Source organism: Roseiconus lacunae (assembly GCF_008312935.1).
Lineage (GTDB): Bacteria > Planctomycetota > Planctomycetia > Pirellulales > Pirellulaceae > Stieleria > Stieleria lacunae.
In genome coordinates, this window is sequence record NZ_VSZO01000079.1 from 447,840 (window position 1) to 466,683 (window position 18,844).

At 53.1% G+C, this 18,844-nt stretch carries 10 protein-coding genes; 6 read left to right on the top strand and 4 right to left on the bottom strand.

Annotation, left to right across the window (positions count from 1 at the left end; translation table 11 throughout):
* Positions 1-141: 141 nt before the first annotated feature.
* The 4 genes from lptB (at position 142) to FYC48_RS27250 (ending at position 6,022) form a co-directional block, all read left to right on the top strand.
* Positions 142-1,080 carry an LPS export ABC transporter ATP-binding protein gene (gene lptB, locus FYC48_RS27235; protein WP_149499934.1) on the top strand — a complete coding sequence of 313 codons (939 nt, stop codon included), beginning with the start codon at positions 142-144 and terminating at the stop codon, positions 1,078-1,080.
* Positions 1,081-1,485: 405 nt separating this feature from the next.
* Positions 1,486-2,400, top strand: coding sequence for an aldo/keto reductase (locus FYC48_RS27240; RefSeq protein WP_149499935.1), 915 nt, complete (start codon positions 1,486-1,488; stop codon positions 2,398-2,400).
* A 66-nt stretch (positions 2,401-2,466) separates the two neighbouring features.
* Entirely contained in the window at positions 2,467-3,990 is a 1,524-nt protein-coding gene (locus FYC48_RS27245) for a carboxypeptidase M32 (protein WP_149499936.1), read from the top strand.
* Between the two features lie 301 nt (positions 3,991-4,291).
* The gene (locus FYC48_RS27250) at positions 4,292-6,022 is read left to right on the top strand and encodes a CRTAC1 family protein (RefSeq protein ID WP_149499937.1); all 1,731 of its coding nucleotides are present in this window, start codon (positions 4,292-4,294) and stop codon (positions 6,020-6,022) included.
* A gap of 17 nt (positions 6,023-6,039) precedes the next feature.
* Here the strand turns inward: FYC48_RS27250 and FYC48_RS27255 are convergent, their stop codons facing one another.
* Positions 6,040-6,723: a class I SAM-dependent methyltransferase gene (locus FYC48_RS27255; protein WP_235034463.1), complete on the bottom strand. Its 684-nt coding sequence runs from the start codon at positions 6,721-6,723 to the stop codon at positions 6,040-6,042.
* 455 nt (positions 6,724-7,178) lie between these two features.
* Here FYC48_RS27255 and FYC48_RS27260 point away from each other — a divergent pair, with 455 nt between their 5' ends.
* Positions 7,179-7,775: an RNA polymerase sigma factor gene (locus tag FYC48_RS27260; protein ID WP_149499938.1), complete on the top strand. Its 597-nt coding sequence runs from the start codon at positions 7,179-7,181 to the stop codon at positions 7,773-7,775.
* A 52-nt stretch (positions 7,776-7,827) separates the two neighbouring features.
* On the opposite strand, the gene FYC48_RS27265 is transcribed toward FYC48_RS27260, so the two are convergent.
* Together FYC48_RS27265 and FYC48_RS27270 are read right to left on the bottom strand one after the other, a co-directional pair.
* Positions 7,828-8,952, bottom strand: a complete 1,125-nt coding sequence (locus tag FYC48_RS27265) for a dipeptidase (protein WP_149499939.1) — start codon at positions 8,950-8,952, stop codon at positions 7,828-7,830.
* A gap of 232 nt (positions 8,953-9,184) precedes the next feature.
* Complete coding sequence (locus tag FYC48_RS27270) at positions 9,185-10,597, bottom strand: glycoside hydrolase family 30 beta sandwich domain-containing protein (protein WP_160149800.1); 1,413 nt, start codon at positions 10,595-10,597, stop codon at positions 9,185-9,187.
* 490 nt (positions 10,598-11,087) lie between these two features.
* On the opposite strand from FYC48_RS27270, the gene FYC48_RS27275 reads away from it, so the two are divergent.
* Positions 11,088-17,555, top strand: a complete 6,468-nt coding sequence (locus FYC48_RS27275) for an FG-GAP-like repeat-containing protein (RefSeq protein WP_149499941.1) — start codon at positions 11,088-11,090, stop codon at positions 17,553-17,555.
* Between the two features lie 255 nt (positions 17,556-17,810).
* On the opposite strand, the gene FYC48_RS27280 is transcribed toward FYC48_RS27275, so the two are convergent.
* On the bottom strand, positions 17,811-18,844 hold a 1,034-nt coding region (locus FYC48_RS27280), incomplete at its 5' end, for an IS256 family transposase (protein ID WP_149499942.1).

The following is an 18,844-nucleotide window of genomic DNA, read 5'->3' on the forward strand; positions in this document are numbered from 1 at the left end:
CGGTTTAAAATCACAGCCGTATGGCGTTAGCCATGGTTTTCAAACGATAACCGGTGCGAACGACCGTCGGCTGATGCGTCAAACTCGAAGATCTGATCTAGGCGAAACACTCGTTTTATTCGTGAAAAGGAATTCACCGTCATGGAACCGTCTGATCAAGCAATGACTCCGGTCTTGGAAGCGATCGACTTGCAAAAAACGTATGGTCGACGCCGCGTCGTCGATGGCGTAAACCTGCGCGTCGGCAAGGCGGAAATCGTCGGTCTACTCGGGCCCAACGGGGCTGGGAAATCAACCAGTTTTCGGATGATCTGCGGCATGGTTCAGCCCGATCGTGGTCGAGTCTACTTGGACGGTCGCGACGTGACCGATTGGCCGATGTTTCGTCGAGCGCGTGACGGTCATATGGGGTATCTGCCTCAAGATCCGAGCGTGTTCAAGAAACTGACCGTCGAACAGAATATCTCAGCTTTGCTGGAACTGTTGGGAATGGATCGCAAACAGCGGCGCATTCGCACCGATGAATTGTTGGAAGAGTTCAACATCACGCATATTCGCAAGAGCCGTGCCGCGGGGCTGAGCGGTGGCGAGCGGCGTCGACTGGAGATCGCACGTTGCTTGGTGTCGGAACCCAATATCGTGATGCTCGACGAACCCTTTGCCGGCATCGACCCCGTCACCGTCCAGTCCGTCCAGGGCGTGATCATGCAGCTCCGCGATTCTGGTATCAGTGTTCTAATCACCGACCACGCCGCCCGGGAAATTCTTGGAACGGTTGATCGCTGTTATGTCATCTCTCAAGGCCGAGTTCTAATCGACGGCACCCCCGAAGAGGTCAAGCAGCACCCACAGGTCCGCGAGGAATACCTTGGCGACCTCGATGGCGCGACCAAGCGTTCCGGTCGTCCCAACGGTGCAGGCCTCGCAGTACACGCAGCCGAGCGCGGTCCGGGGACTTTCGAATCGACCATCCGAAGCGAATACGCAGACGAAGGCGGCGCCGTTCCCCGTCCACACTTCGATCGTGCAACCGGACGCAATCGCGGGTTGCGCCGTCCCAACAACATTTCTGACGTTTAAGCGATCGGCGCCAGTATGGGACCGTGCCTGTCCGGCAACTTTCGTGAGTCGAACGTGGTCGGGTTCCGTCGACTTGTCAAATTAGGATTAGCCGATCGGCGTTAGCCACGGTTTAGGATTAGCCGATTGGCGTTAGCCACGGTTTGGGATTAGCCGATCAGCGTTAGCCACGGTTCCTGCACAATCACCGTCGGTAAAATGAAAAGCCGGCGGTTGACCCCCGTTGGGCATCGACGGGGGCCAATGTGTGGGATCTCAAAATTCAAGCAACAAACGATTGGCGTCGGCTGCCGTCACTCAACGACGCGAGCAGCGGCTGTCTCTGAACGCACCTAGCGGATACGATTCGGTGAACCATCGCGACCGAGACCAACGCCGCACTCTTACCCATCAAGCTTTGTTCCGATGAATCCTTCATCCAAGATCGTTTTAGGGCTTTGGCCCATCGCAGGTGTTACCACCGTTGGTGTGACCGACTCCGATGCGCGTGAAACCATTCGAACCGCGATCGATGGTGGGGTGACGATGTTCGATACCGCGTACAGCTATGGGTATGACGGCGAGAGCGATCGTCTGCTGAGCGAATTTGTCAGCGGTGATCCCGATCGGTTTTTTGTGATGGGTAAGGTCGGTCAGCGTTATACGGTCGACCGTGATCGCGCCGTCGATGGTTCAGCGAGTCAACTGACCGCCGACGCGGAAGAACATTTGCGGCGTCTCAAGCTGGAACAGATCGATTTGCTTTATCTGCACCAACCCGATCCCAATGTCGCGCTCGAAGTCTCTGCCGGAGCGATGTTGAAACTGAAAGAACGCGGACTCTGCAGGTCGGTCGGTATCTGTAATGCGACAACCGAACAGATTCGGCAATTCGCCGATATCGCAGGCTGCGCGGCGATTCAGTGCCCACTGAATTTGATTCAACGCGATTCGTTGCAAACGACGATCGCCCCGACTGCCGCACGCGGCATTGGAAGCTATGTTTTTTGGACACTAATGAAAGGCTTGCTGGCTGGGAAAATCACTCGTGATCATCAGTTTGCCAAGGGGGACAGCCGACCAAACTATCCGATCTTTCAAGGTGAGCAACGTCGGAAAGCACACGACATCGTCGATCGTCTTGGCCAAATCGGCGAACAGACCGGCAAAACCATCGCTCAACTTTCGATCGGCTGGGCCATCTCGCAGCCCGGTGTCGCCGGGGCCTTGGTCGGCGCCCGTCGCCCCGATCAAATTGCTGAAACGGTCGACGCGACCGAACTATCCAGTGACGTACTCAGCGAGATAGACGAGGAAGTCAAACAGCACTTTCCTTGGTAAACGGCAGCTAAATCCACAACAGACGATTTTCAACGACGCAACACACGCTTTGATTCGAGCCTATCAATGACCATCGACGACAATCTGTTTCAATCCGTTTGCCAAGTCGCACGAAAAGCGGCATTGTTTCAATCCGCCGCCGACGCGTTGGAGTGGGACGAACGCACCGGTATGCCCCCGGCAGCCGGCGAGTACCGAGCCGAACAGGTCAGTGCCTTGCGATCGACGGTTCACACGCTGCGCACCGCCAACGAATACGGCGAAAACCTTCAGCGGCTCGCCGAGCAGCTAGGTGGCTTGGACCCAGCCGATGACCACGTGACGACGGTTCGTGAACTTCACCGTGACTTTCAGCGGGAGCGTAAGTTGCCGCTGGAGTTGGTCTCGCGATTAAGCGCGATGACCGTTCGGGGACAACAGGTTTGGGATCGGGCTCGGCGTGAAGACTCGTTTGCTTTGTTCAAAGACACCTTAACCGAAATCGTTGACTTAAAACGTGAGGCCGGAGAGCGGATGGCCGAAGGCAGCGATAAGACGCCCTACGAAGCACTGCTCGACGAGTACGAACCAGATGCACGAATCAGTCACCTCGGGCCGGTGTTCGCGGATCTGAAAGGTCGGCTCAGCGAGTTGATTTCACGGGTCGCCGATGCTCCGCGGCAACCCGATGTCAGTTTGCTGCGACAATCATTCCCGGTCGATGCCCAACGTCAACTTAGCCAGGCCGTTGCCGAAGCGGTCGGATTCGATTTCAGTAGCGGCCGACTCGACGAAACCAGTCATCCGTTCTGTACAACGTTGGGGCCGGACGATTGCCGAATCCTCACCCGCTATGAAACCAATTGGTTGCCCAGTGGTTTGTATGGAACGCTTCACGAGGCTGGGCATGGGCTTTATGAGCAAGGATTGCGCGGCGATTGGTTTGGCCTTCCACCGGGTAGCTTTGTTTCGTTGGGGATCCATGAATCGCAATCGCGACTTTGGGAGAACCAAGTCGGTCGCAGCCGCGCGTTCGTTCGCTGGGCAATGCCGCTGCTGAAACAAACGTTTGCGGGGGCGCTCGATGATGCCGACGTCGAACAGGTTTACTTCGCTGTCAACCAAGTTCGCCCAAGTTTAATTCGTGTCGAGGCGGATGAAGCGACGTACAACTTGCACATCTTGATCCGGTTTGAACTGGAACAAGGCTTGATGTCTGGCGAATTGAAGGTGGCCGATCTTCCGGAGGCATGGAACGCACAGTACTCCGAAAGCTTGGGCATCGAACCACCTTCGGCGGCGGACGGAGTGCTTCAAGACGTCCACTGGAGCGCCGGTTTGATCGGTTATTTTCCAACCTATACGCTCGGAAACTTGGCCGCCGCCCAATTGTTCGACGCCATCGGCCAGTCCATCGGTGATGTCGAAGGGTTGATCGAAAAAGGCGAGTTCGGACCTATTCTCGATTGGCTTCGTGAGAACATTCACCAACACGGACGATGCTACTCTGGCGATCGCCTAGTCGAAAAGGCGACCGGCAAACCATTGTCGTCCGAACCGCTGTTGAACTACCTGAGCAAAAAATTGACTCCGCTTTACGGTCTACACTGATCGGTCAGCAAAGAGAACTTGCGGGGAACGACTGAAATCCGGGCCGAAAACGAATGTGCTCTGCTTGGTGAATCGGTGACCCGACAAAGCCTCCGCAGTATTTCAGTTTGGCGGCACGACTAGCCGCCCGGCGTCAACCACAGCATCAGCCGCTTGGCGTTAGCCACGGTCGAACAGAAACTAACGGCGCTAGCTCCCGACACAGTGCAGTCACGCCAATTTCGCAGTTGAATCCAAATACTCGCTGTCATCCGGTGATTGACCTACTTATTTACTTTTCAACCCAGATCACACCGCGACGATGCCCGATCGCCCACTCGATGGTCCGCCACAAGAATCCGCCGCCGCGAAGAAACTGCGTGGTGCCTTGATGGTTTTCGTTTTTGGAATGATCCCGGTCATCGGGATCCTTGTTTTCTTGAACCTCACTAAAGAGCAAGACGCAGATCGCGCCTACCAAGATGCAGCCGACCAACCCCTGGCAGAGCCGGATGCCGGGACAACCGTAGCGGACACATCAAGCTTGCCTGATGTCACCTTTGTTGATGTGACTTCCCAAACCGGAGTCACGTTCAATCACTCTTCAGAATCGATCGAAGCGGAACAAGGGGACCCGATTGCGTTGCCAAACCGGCAACCATCGCCGAACGATTTGCGTGGCGGCGTTGGAGTGTTTGACTACGACAACGACGGAAACCAAGACGTCTTGTTGGTTGGAAGTGAATGTCGATTGTTTCGTGGCAACGGTGATTTCCAATTCACCGATGTGACTGAACCCGTCGGGTTGAAGTCACGAATCGGTGTCACCGGAGTCGCAATAGGAGATTATGACGGGGACGGCGATCGCGATCTCTATCTAACCTCCGATGGCAAGAATCGATTGCTTCGAAACGATGACGGGGCATTCACCGATGTCACCGAGTCGGCGGGCTGTGGAGGTGCGGAACAGACCTCTAGCACAGGCGCATGCTTCGTTGACTACGATAACGATGGCTCTTTAGACCTAATCGTCTGTCATGAAGGTGGATATGAATCGGGCCGTGCAGTCTCACTGTATCGCAATGAAGGCGATGGGCGCTTCGACGATTCGACGCTCGAGGCTGGAATAGTCTTTCCGAGCGATGAAGCCGCATTCGTACGAACGATCGCTGTTAATGCCCTGGATTTTAATCGCGATGGTTTTCAGGACTTTTGCGTCACTCAGTTGTTCGGACCGAACGTGCTTTGGGAGAATCAGCGCGATGGGACATTCGTTGACGTGGCTCGCCAAACGGGATTGACGACCGACGAATCCGTCGTGGGATCGTTGGGACTAGATTCGAGCGTTTTTCGCGAAGACGAGACAATCGCGATTGTGATCGCCAATTCGACCGACAAACCAAATTCGTTTTTCATTGCACCGCCACGCCGGTCGGCCTTTGTCGATGCCGCGGGGTACAATGGATTCGGCTCCGCCGCCAACTCGCAATCGGCAATCGGGGCATTCTTTTTCGATGTCGATTTGGACGGCCGGCTCGACGTACTAACGACCCACGGCGGGTATGGATCATCGAGCGAGCCTGCTGTGCCACAAGTGTTTTGGAACGCCGGTAGAGATGCCGAAGCGGAACTTATACGACTTGAAAACCTTGGGGAATCCTTTGAACGCCCCATCAATGCGCGCGGTGCGAGTTTCGGTGACTTCGATAACGATGGCGATCAAGACCTGGTCGTTCTCGCTCGCGGCGAGACCGCAAAATTCTTTCGGAACGATCAATCAAGTGGGCATCACTACCTTCGGTTGCGGTTGATTGGAAAGCGCCCCTCAAATGACGCCGTTGGTGCTCAAGTCACCGTGATCGCCGGTGGCCAAAAACAAACTCGTATAGTTCATTCAGCCCGAGGCTATCTAAGTCAATCGGAAATCGAGCTGACTTTTGGACTGGGTGAAATCTCGAAAGTCGATCAGGTCACTGTTCGCTGGCCAGATGGCGCATCCCAAGTCGTTTCGATCACCGGCGTCGACGATCAAGTTGAGGTCCGCCAAGAATAAACGAGTCACCCTTTTAGTCATGCTGAATCGATACGACGTTGCCACCCTTTTCCTCGACCGCTTTCGACCTTCGTCCAGCTATAGACGCGCAGCGGGGGGAGATTCCGTGCGACGTGTTGCTTTCGAGGTGTTCCGAAAAGCGGATGAGCAACCTTGGCAACGTCGTCACGCACCTGGTACGCGAGAAACACGCCCGTGTTATCCAACAACTCATATATTTGTTGCGTGATCTGTCGGGCGACGTCAGCGGGGAGGTTGCTGAAGGGGATCCCTGAAACAACCACATCGCAACGATGGATACCATGTCGATGAGCGATCGCTTTTAGATTCAGTGCGTCACCGATTTCGTAGGCGAATCGTGAATCGGGGATTTCCGACAATGCATCGGCGAAAACCTCGGTTTTTTCGATCGCCAGTAACCGGGATTTCGCTGGCATTTGCTGGAGCAAATTGGCCGAGGTTCCACCGGCCCCTGGTCCAAGTTCGATCACCGTCTGCGCTTCGCGAATGCATTGACGGTTTGCTAAGCAGTCCATCAGTTGAGCTGAACTTGGAATAACGGTGGCGACCTCGCGTGGGTTTTGCAGCCATGCACGCAACACACACCAAGTGCGCTGGGCGAAAGAAGGCTGTGTCACGCGGAATCGACGAGTCCAACGGCGGGCTCTTGGTGGGGTGATCGCTTCGACGGTAGATGTCATGGTGGTTAGATTCAGCAGGCTTCACAGTCTCGTTCGCCCCAAACGCTGGCGGCGACGCCGCATCGAACAGCACGCGGCGTGCCCACTCCAAGTTCCTGCTCCATTTTTCGCTTTTGGCCAAATCTCTACCAAACTTGTCATGCGACGATGTTTCGCTGCGTGGCGTCTGCCCTCTTGGCATGACGATTGCACCACCACGCGGTGATGTATGTAATGTATAGAGCGTTGGTCAGCCTAGGTTCCGGTTGATCGGCCAGTGGTCGCCGAGTGATCAACGGCGTTTAATTCGGCGAATGCAATACGACGACCACGTTAGTTAGCGGCTAGTTGATTCTCGGTTGTCGCCTTTCACTCCAGGAAAGAGGCGTCTGTCAACGCAATTTTTGCGGAGCAGAAGGCGACGTAGGGAAAAGCCCAACCAGAAAATCAACCGGCCCATAGCCCCCGGCGGAAAGATGAACGATGTAGAACAACTTGGGTGTGATGATCCTTCTCTTGTCGAGCGTGCGTGCGATGGAAATTCGCTCGCCTTCACTCGTCTGATTCAGTGCAATCGCGACAAACTTTTTGCCTCTTTATGCCGGTTTCTCGATTCACCTGTCGACGCCGAAGAGGCGCTCCAAGAGGCGTTCGTACGAGCGTTTACGCGCATCGAATCGTTCAAACGCAATAGCAAGTTTTCGACGTGGCTTTACCGAATCGCACTCAACACTGCGATTACCAATCGGCAGAAAAATCGCCGCGCCATTTCGATTCATGGCAGAGATCAGCAGTACCTCTACGACTTCGAGGACTCGCGTTACGAGTCGGCGGAGTCGATGATCATTCGCGAAGAGCAGAAGCAATTGGTGCATGCGGCGCTTGATCGGTTGAACGACGACCATCGCGCGATTCTGATTTTGCGAGAAATGGATGACTTAGCCTATGAAGAAATTGCGTCAGTGCTTGGCATTCCGATCAACACCGTCCGCAGTCGACTCTCTCGAGCCCGCGATCGGATGCGAGAGGTCGTCGAAGAGCTGCAGCAATACGTCGCCGAACCCACCAGCTAGACGGTTCGGACGCGATCTGACGGTCACCGGCAAGTAAATCCGCATCAGGCAATTATTCCGCGACCGATTCAGCCGCGCGTAGCGCACGCAGAATGTTACCGCCGAGAATTTTATGGATCTGTTCTTTGCCGTATCCTCGGTTCAGCAACTCCTGCGTGATCAATGGATAGCTAGCTACACTTTCCAGTTGTAGCGGCAATCGCGGGACTCCGTCAAAGTCTGAACCAATCCCGACGTGGTCAATCCCCGCGACCATGATCACATGCTCAATATGATCGACGACATCGTGGATTGTTCCGTTGGCATTCTCATTCGCCGCTAAGGTTTCTGTCGGCGCGACGTATTTTGAAAAGAAGTTGACCATGACAACGCCGCCGTTCTTCGAAAGTTCTTTCAGTATTTCATCAGGCACATTTCTCGGGTGATCGGTGATCGCGGCAGCCGATGAGTGCGAAAAGATGACAGGCGCGGTCGAGATTTCCATCGCCTGCCGCATGACTTCAGGAGAAACATGAGACAGATCGACCAGCATACCGAGACGATTCATTTCTCGTACGACTTCGATACCAAATTCTGTCAGTCCTCCATGTCTTGATTCGTCTGTCGCAGAGTCCGCCCATGGCAAAGTTCTTGAATGCGTCAACGTCATGTAACGACAACCACGATCGTAGAGTCGTTTCAAATTGCCAAGTGACCCTTCAATCGAATGACCGCCTTCGATTCCCATCATCGACGCGATCTTTCCAGACTCGGCGATCCGCATCACATCGTCTGCCGTCGATGCCATTTCGAACACGTCGGGATAACGCTCGACCAATTGATCGATAATCTCGATTTGGTGAAGTGTTTGCAGAAATGCGTCTTCCGTTTCCGTGGTATCCGCAGGCACATAGACCGACCAAAATTGCGCCTTCAGACCTCCCTTGCGCAGTCGCGGAATATCGGTATGTTGCTGCGGTTGCAACTTCGACACATCAACTTGATCGAAGGATGAATTCCCATTTTCGCGAAGTTCCCAAGCGAGATCATTGTGTCCGTCGAATAGCAAACCGGAAAAATGAATCTCGCGTCCTTGCTCAGTTAGCAGTACTTTGGGGCGTACCAGCGGGGGATCGGCCGGCAACCATTGGGCAAACACCAAAAGATTGACGACAGAAATGAAAATCCGGCAACACATCGACACTGGTCCTCTCTTTTTCGACTCAGTTCGTTGCTTCAGGTCCCTTTGCTTCAGACCAAGGATCCGTCGTGATGAATATCCGAAGCATTCCGAAAGCTTACCAGATCGAAGCACTCGACTGGATGAGTTCCACCTCAACCAAAAAAACGGTGTCGCATGAGTAACATCTCGTTGATCTCCAGTTGGCAAATTAATCATGCGATCTTCGAAACGTTATCGAGGAAAAACCCTAGTTAGTGGTCTGGTTCATCACCGCGGTCAAAATGCTCATCGGCGGCATCGTTATTGTTGAGGAGCCTAATTCGATTTTGGCGTTTCCGTCGTTTTGAAACTTGAAATCATCGGACGTACGAATCAGTTCAAAGCGTTTTCCCTTTGGAACATTTTTCATCGTGACCTCCAGTGTCTGTTCTTCATTCGCAGAATTGATCGCAACCACGACAAGTTGCTGATCGCTTTCATGCAGAAATGAAGCTACTTGAATTGGTCCAAACGCGGGACTGGCCGCTATCCGTACTGCACCGGGACGAATGAATTTGAAGTAGTGCCTTGCCGCGTGCGACTTGTCGGTGTATCCGCTGGTCAACATTAAACCATGTGTCGATTTCTCTCGTTCGCAGATCTGCCACGGGACGAACGCAGAACAATTGCCTCCGACCAATGCGTTATGAATCGCATTGGCGACGCCCTTTTGAATGGGAACTGGCCAATCGTGACCACCGGTCCCACCTTCGGTGATCCAGAACGGCTTGCCTGTCTCCTGGATAAGCTTCCAGAAAACTCGTGATGAATTCGCCGACATTTCTTCCACCACACCATCTTCATAGCCGTGCGTAGCGAATACATCGATGGCCTCAAATGCGGCTTTGTCCTTTTTGATCGCTTCGATGTAGGTTCCCGTTCCACCGTCATACATATGACTGGTCATCGTTTCTGGACCAAAGATTTTGACGTCTTGGTATCCTTCTCGATCGAGCGCCGTACGAAGCATGGACAAGATTATCACATAGTCATCCGCGTCCCAAACACAGCTCTCGAATGATTGCGAGAATTGAACTTCATTTCCCGGACTGACAGCGTAGAGCGGCGCGCCTTCCGAATCGTGTTTTTTGACGTATTCGACCATCCACTTGCAGAAATGGGGATAGAACTCCTTCTTCACACGGTTCCGAATCCCACGATAGTCATTGGCCCGAATCCCGCTAGAACGCTCGTCTGTGATCGAATCGTTTTCTTTCATCCACGCCGGCGGACTCCAAACGGTTCCGATCAGCTTTGAGTTGGGCTCATGTTGTCGGATGGCCTTTCCAAAGTCGACAAAGATCTGTGGTCTACCACGACTTGCCTGCATATCAAAATCGGTGTGGCTGATCTGACGCCAATCGGACTGAGCATTGGGTAAGGTCGGTCCCCACATGTTAACCCTTAACATGGTGCATCCCATGCCATTGACATATGTGTCTTGAAATTCTTCTGTCCGATACAGCTCTCTCATCGGAGCCTGCCACGCGACGAGACACGTTCCAAAGCCCTCGATCGTTTGAAATCGCTGACTTCCGTCAATTTTGACTTCGACGGCATTGGCCGGAAAAGCCAAAGCGAAAAGTAAAAGCAAGACGCTACAGATATAGAAACGACTCATTGTGTGCACTGGAGTAGTGATGGCGGGGTGGAACCTACGACCGAACCGCCATTGTATCTGACCGCTTTCCTCCGTTGTAAAACACACGTTTTCATTGAACGCTGGAGGAGAAGACGTTGGTGCGATCTGCAAAACTTTGACCGCCGCTGTCCGCCTCACACCAGAGATCCATTTTGTCTTTGAAATTGGGAAATGCAAAAGATTCGGTGTCAGACCCCAAGTTCCGACGCGTTCGTAGTAAAGATTGGCCACAGCGACGAGGTTGCCAAAGTTAAGCACATCGAAAGGTAGTCGACGAAGCGATCTCGGCTTGTTTAAGAGGCCCTCAGGCAGATTCGCCCCAAGCCGTCGATGCCTATGCGTCGTCTGCTGAGTAGATAGCGACGTCTCGCTCACCGCGCAAGTTAATCGAGCTCGCGCCTTTCTAACTGAGGCAATGTGAACTACGCTGAAGACTTGCGCCCGCCCCCCCCGAAATTCGCTATCGACCATGCGTGTTCGTCCATTTCGTCGCTTAAAGGCTGAGGTCCTTGAACGTCGATGCCTTCTGGCGTCAGATGTGATGGAATCGGAGCCAAATGACCAAATCTCAGACGCGGATGTGTTCACGGAAACCGGAATTCTGCGAGGCAGCTTTTCATCCGAACAGGACAGCGACTATTTTCGGGTCGAATTGTTGCAAGGTAGTTCGATAGCCATCGACCCAAGATATGCGGATTCAGATCGCGGCGATCGTGAACACTTTACTGCGTTCGATTTATTGGACAGCAGTGGTCGGCTAGTGCTCCGGTCAGACGACGTCTTCGCCACGACGTATGTCGTTCCAGAAACATCGGACTACTTTTTGCGAATCAACGCGGATGATCGATTTGATCTCCCCACTATCAGCTATGCGATTTCGGTTTCGATCGCTCCCTTGGCCGGCGTCCTCGAAGCAGAGCCCAACGATTCAATTGAACAGGGAAATGAAGTCAACTCGGCGACGCGGATTGCTGGCGAACTGACCTCAGCCGTCGATCGCGACGTGTTTTCAATCGCTGCGTCTGGCGGTGAAACGATCGTTCTTGATTTCACTTATCACCACCAATACCCACGGGTCTCACTGCTTGATTCTAGCGGTAGCGTACAGCGTGTCGACGAATCGGGACTTGGGTTCGCGTTCCAAACTCAACGTTCGGATCAGTATCACGTTGTCTTGGAATCAACTGGCATCCAAACTGGAACGCTCGCGTATACTGCCAATCTTGCGAAATTCGGTAATGCGACGGTCGAGCCAGAACGTGGACATCACCTAAGTGACCATAGTTCAACTTGGTCGGTCACACGGCAATCCAGCGAGCGTGTATCGATTTTGGAAAGCGTCGATGATAAAGATATCTACCTTCTTGAAGGAAATGGATTAGAACGTTTTTACTTTGACCTGCGCAGTGACCCGAACGATTTCCTTTCACATACTGGTCGCCGAATTAGTTTGCTCAACCAGTATGGGCAATTGATCGCGTATAGCGAAAACCAACGGTTCAACTACGTCGAATTACCGATGCTGTCAACGCCGGGGAAATACTTCTTGGTTGTCGAGCCGACTTCGCACCTCGGCCTCGGCGCGTACAAACTTGCCGGTTCGACGATTGATGTTTTTGGGCACCAACGTGACGTCCCCTTATACTTCTTCGACTTTGATCAGCAATTGCCCGAACATCGCGGGCGTGGTTTTGACGCTCCGTTCTCAAGTCCTGAAAATATTCCATTTATCATCGGCGCATTCGAATCGACATACGATCGTTTCGATGTCGATGTCACGACGGAGCTTCCGGCTGGCGATCGCCCCTATATTTCACAGGGTGTCGGCAATTTTTCGGGCCGAGGGAATGGCGGCAATGGAAGCATTCGTTTACGCACCGTTGAAGGATCGTCAATTGCGGACATACCGAGTGGAATCCCAGTCGGAACGATCAATCACGAAGTAGGGCATGCAGTAACGCTGAATCACTTCCGAAGTAGCCTGCAACAAGTCGCATGGGAGAACTACGGAAAAGACCTTTTTCCCGGAACCGGCTTTGGCTTTTCTACTCAACCGGTTGCAACTGGGACGACGATGAATCATCTCGATCAAGTCGATTGGGTGCTTCAATCTGGAAGCCAATATCGAGACCCGATAGGTAGCACCGAACCGGTCGAGTTGGACGTGTTAATCGACGAAATGATGTTTGAACTGCGGACCGAGACTCAAACAACGGTCGGACGAGATCCACACCATATCGTGCAAGGTGATTTCAATGGCGATGGGCATACTGATCTGGTGACGGCCAATAGCGGCGATTCCACGATGACCATTCTCTACGGTTCGTCGACGGGAGTCTTAGGAAACGCACATCATCTTAATGTTGGTCCCGATGCCTGGTTCGTTGACTCAATCGCCTCGTCCGATTTCAACGGTGATGGGATCGACGACTTGGCACACTCCAACTACGAAGCGGCCGGCAGCATTTCGATTTTTCTTGGAAGCACTACTGGGCCGCCGATCTTGATCGATGACTTCCCTGTCGGCAACCGACCCAACTCGATTCGGGCGGCCAACTTGAATGCCGATCAGTTTCTCGACCTTGTCGTTGCAAACTATTTCGGTGCTGATGTGTCCGTATTGATGGGAATGGGAGATGGAACTTTCGCCAATGCCGTTCACGTCAGTACCGGTGGTGCACGTGCCAACTCCATCGAGATTGCTGATTTGAATCTCGATGGGCACGCTGATGTGATCGTCGGAGACTCCATCGGATCACATGTCACTGTCCTCATCGGATCTGCCAACGGGACACTGACAGTGGCAGAGCAATACGATTTGCCTGATGACGTTGCTGACTTGGTTGCCTTGGATGCCAATCTCGATGGTAAATTGGATGTGGCCAGCGTCAGCCGAGAGGAAGGTTCTATGACGATCCTGCTTGGCGACGGCGGAGGAGAGCTGTCGATCGACCGATCTTTTATTGGATCCCCCGGGGCCGCCATGATTGAAACGGGCGATGTCAATGGCGATGGCGCGGCGGACTTGATGGTGCCTGTCCGCGACCGGTCGATTTTTGAAGTTTATCTCAATGACGGATCCGGTGACTTCGGTCGACCAATCCAATTTGACCTAGATTCATCTCTCGGATCGGGCGTTCTGCTAACCGACGATAGCGAAACAGGAGACGTTGAATTATGGATCGCCGAAGCTGGCCCAGACACGATCCGGAAGATGTTGCCAGTGGCGAACGACCCAAGAAATGATCGTGCCGTTATTCACGGGTCGATCGATACGGGGTCTGAGGTAGAGATTTATTCGTTAAGCGTTGTCGCTGGAGATACTTATCTTTTTGACATCGATTCGGCAGAGTATCAGTACACACTCGATGCGGCGATTGTAATCACCGATGCGGTCGGTAATGTCGTCGTCGCAAATCGCGCCAGCGTTGATCCAGACAGTGGCCTGACATCCGCAGATCCGGCGATACTGCATACTTTTCGTACCTCCGGCGAATATCAAGTTCACGTTTTCGGCGAGAATGGGACCCAGGGAAAGTTCCGATTGAAGGTGACTCCTGAACGAGCGTTCGATACGGCGGGCCCACGTCTCTTACGTGCCTTCCCCCAAGAAAACGATGTCATCGATCAAACCAAGCAACTGGCGTTCTGGTTTAACGAAGGCGTCGCTGCCGAGTCAATCAATCAACAAACGCTTCGGGTTGTTGGTCAGAGTTCAGGTTTGATGCAAGGAACTACCGCGTTTGATCCAATCAAGAACGTTCTCATTTGGACTGCCGATGAATTGCTGCCTCTCGATACGTACACGGTGACACTTGATGGACTCTACGACTCCTTGGGCAACAATTTGGATGGCGAAATCAACGCGGTCGTCTTTCCGAGTGTCTCCGGAGATGCTATCCCGGGCGGTGCATTGCAGTACTCGTTTCATGTCAATGCACCGGACACGTCGCCGGCAACCGTGGATTCCTGGTCTCTTACCGAGTCATCTTACAGCTCGCACGTCATTTTTCTTGAATTCAGTGAGCCTCTCGACGCTGTCGAAGCTCAACGTCAACGTCCAATATTGGTTCACGAAGGAGTCGATGGCACGTTTGGGACTGCCGATGATTTTGAAGTGCCAGTTGACGGTTTCTACCGGCGAGATCCTGAGTTAGGTCTCCAGGGTGACTACTATCTGGAATCGCGAGGATACCTTGAACCGGGACGATACCAGCTAGATTTAGAGTTTATCGACGAAGCGGGATATCCAGTCGTTGTTAGCGAGACGTTTTCGGTTCAACAAGTTTCACTCAATCATGGGGTCTCGGTCATTGATTTGAACTATCAACCAGGAGCGGTCCATTCACGTGACGGTGGGAAAGACATCGATGTCCGATTTAGCCGCCCTGTTGATCCTGCGACTTTGACGACCGACAGTTTCCGCGTTTACCATTCCAGCGACGCTCAGTTCTTCGACGCGAACGATCAACTACTATCGGATGCAGATGGGCTGATCGATTGGGACGTCACGACATTGACGGCAACGTTTACGACCGCGACGCCGTTGGAGGACGGGTTTTATCTTGTCGAACTCGACGGTGATGAAGGCGGGATCACTGGCCTAGATGGGAACGCGTTGGATGGAGAGTTTTTGGATTCGAACGTCAATGGATCGACCGATTGGTCAATTTATCCCGATGAGTTTTCCGGAGACGGTCGTGCGGGCGGCGATTATCGCGCATTCTTCGGAATCACGGACGACGTCCCGCAATCGCTAACCCTGTCGATCGACGAAACGTCGATTTCTGAATCCGGAGGGATGGCAGAGCTAGAAGTGCTGCGTTCCGGATCGGGGGGGGAACTGACGGTCTATCTCGCATCATCGGATGAAAGCCGAATCCGCTTGCCGGAGAGCGTGACAATCGAAGCAGGAACCAATCGTTCTGCCACCGTGCTGGTCGAAGCGATCGATAACAATCGCGTTGATGGATTGCAGCTGGTCACAATTTCCGCAGTCGCAGAGAGCTATTCTTCTGGTCAAGGTTTTGTCAACTACGAAGGAAACTCGTTCCTGGAAATTACCGACAGCGAACAGCTCGAGCTTGAGATCGCGGAGAATAGCATTTCGGAGTTTGCCGGTTCAACAACGCTAACGGTAACGCGTCCCGGTTCCCGCGGCGACCTGGTCGTTACGTTATCGAGTTCAGATTCGCAACAACTATCGTTACCGCAGACGATTATTATTCCCGATGGTGATCGAACGTCTCCGGTTATTAACATTGCAGCAATCGATGATGTCCTCGTCGACGGAAATGTCTCAGTCGCGATCACAGCGTCCTCCGACGGGTATCTTTCCGATTCGGATTTGATCGACATCCTTGATCATGAGCCGCTGACGATCGAGGCCGCAGATTCATCGATCTCAGAAAATGATGGACAAACGACGATTGTCGTTACCCGACCTGGTACGATCGGTGAACTCGCAGTCACCATCGACGCAGATCGGACAAGAATGAATCTGCCAACGCAGATTCTCATTCTCGACGGTGAAACGTCTTCCGATCCAATCGTTGTCACCGCCATCGACGATGATCTCGTTGAAGGCGATGTCTCGGTGACACTTGTAGCCGGCGCCACCGGGTTGATCGATGCGAACATCATTTTGGAAGTGACGGATTACGAAGAACTGATCGGTTCACTCAATACCGCGGTCTTCTCCGAGAATGGCGGCGAAGCTGAGCTGATCATCACTCGTCACGATACTCGATCAAAGTTAGTGCTGTCGATCGAAAGCAGTGATCCGAGTGAAGCCAGCGTGGTTCGCACGGTAACGATACCGACAGGAATTGCGAATTCGGAACCGATACACATCGAAGCAGTTGACGACCAAATCGTTGATTCGAATCAGTTCGTTCAAATTCGCATCGTCGCAGAAGGTTATCAGCCTCTTGATGTTGATGTCCTCGTAACCGATTACGAACAGCTTGAATTGGCGATCGAACATGCGGAAATCTCAGAATTTGGAGGAATGACCAACGTTGCGATCACAAGATTCGATGCCGACGAATCGTTAATTGTTCAGATCAGTGTTGATGCCCCGTCGGAGGTCGACATTCCTTCGCTGGTTCAATTTTCCGAGGGAGATCGTACTTCGACGATCGAGGTCTTTGGCGTCGATGATTTGGAAAATAATGGGATACAGACCGTGCGGATCACGGTTACGGCGCCAGGATATGAGACCAGCGAAATCGTACTGAATGTCACCGACGTTCCGATCTACGCCCTCGATGAAAATGAAATCGAGCCCGAGGACGATTGGACATTCTCTCACGCTCTCGTTCGCGCCGATAAATTGGTTTGGCAGTACGAACAGACCGGAACACCGTTCCATGTCACCGCGGACGCTTCCTATCAAAATCCCATCAATGCGTCTGATGTGGATGCAAGCGGGCTAGTCTCACCGATCGATGCGTTGATCGTCATCAATGAGATCGCGGCGGAACACTTCTGCGATCATTCACGGGGAAGTGACGGCAGAATCCGCGAAAACGGAGAAGTAAATCTCAACTTCTTTCGGTTCTTCGACGTCAATGGCGATCATCGAATTACCCCAATTGATGCTCTCCAAGTCATCAATCAGATCGCTAGGGATGCGATCGAAGCAGAGGGTTCGGAGCAGATCGTGGATTGGTGGCAGCCATTAAATTGGAAGCCGGATCGTGACGACGAGGAGAGACTACAAGTAGACGTGCAGGTACTTCATCGTGGCGAAATAGGTCGGCCAACGGAATTCGAGCAACAATCAAGCCAATTTCCCCACAACCGATCCCCTCTTTCCCCGAATCGCGAGTCGGCTGGACAAGAATCAATTGATGCCGCGTTCTCGGAACTGGAATTATTCTCGGACAACGTTGCCGTGTCATCGGAATCTGGCAACGGTCCGCTACGACGTTGATGCCGGGGAAGCTTAAGGGGAGTTGGACGCTTCGGTGCTGAAACGCGAGTGCACGAAACCGATTGTGCAACTCCGCAGAGTTTGTCCAACTTCGCGGACTTACCTGATTTTGTTTTGCTGCATCGGTGCGTATCCGCCAACTCGACCGCTAGCGAACTTTGACTGCCACATAAAACGCGACAAGCCGCTAAAACACATCAGCTTCCATACTCGCTGACCGGAGATATTTGCAATAGTTGTGTTCTGAGAAAATTCTCAGGCGGCGATTTCTTCCTGCAGGATTCCGTCTTTGAAGGACCGTCCTTCGATGACGTGAATGATCTTTTCGTGGCTGTTTAGTCGTCTCCATTTCTTCGATGCTGATTCAGCAAGCTTGAACATCATCGCTAAGCTCGCTCGGCGCGACCCGTTACCTCTTGTCTTGCGATGACGAAGGCGGATCGTCGCGAATGTGGATTCAATCGGATTCGTTGTCCTCAGATGACTCCAGTGTTCGGCCGGAAAGTCGTAAAACGTTAGAAGCACCGACCGATCCTTTTTCAGGCAGTCACATGCCTGGGAGTACTTCGCTTGGTATTTTTCGCAGAACGCGTCGAACGCTTTCTCGGCATCGGCCTTGGTCTCTGCTTGCCAGATCTCATGAAGGTCGCCCTTGGCCTTCGGCTGAACGCTCTTGGGCATTTTGTTGAGGACGTTGGCTGTCTTGTGAACCCAGCACCGTTGCTCGCCGGTGGCCGGATACACTTTGCGAAGAGCTGCCCAGAATCCAAGGGCACCATCGCCGACGGCCACTTTGGGATCGATCGTCAGGCCACGATGCTTGAGATCCAATAGCAACTCGGTCCAACTTTGTTCGCTTTCCCGGTAACCATCGAGCACCGCGATGAGTTCCTTTTGACCGTCGGCTGTCGCTCCCATCAGGACCAGTAAACACTGCTTTTTATTGGCATCATCTTCCAATCGGACCTTCGCGTAGATTCCGTCCGCCCTCACGTAAACGTATTGCTTGCCGGTCAGATCGCGTTTGCTCCACTGGTCATATTCTTGGCTCCATTGCTCTTTCAGCCGAACAACGACGCTGGCGCTGAAACCGGCCGCCCGCTCTCCGAAGAGCGACTGCAACGCTTCGACGAAGTCACCGATGGAGACGCCTTTGAGGTAAAGCCATGGAATCAATTCTTCGATCGCTTTGGTCTTTCGCAGGTAAGCCGGAAGCACGCTCGGAGTGAACGTCACTCGCTTCTCCGGATCAGGGTGATTGTCACGGACACGTCCCTGGGAAACGGGAA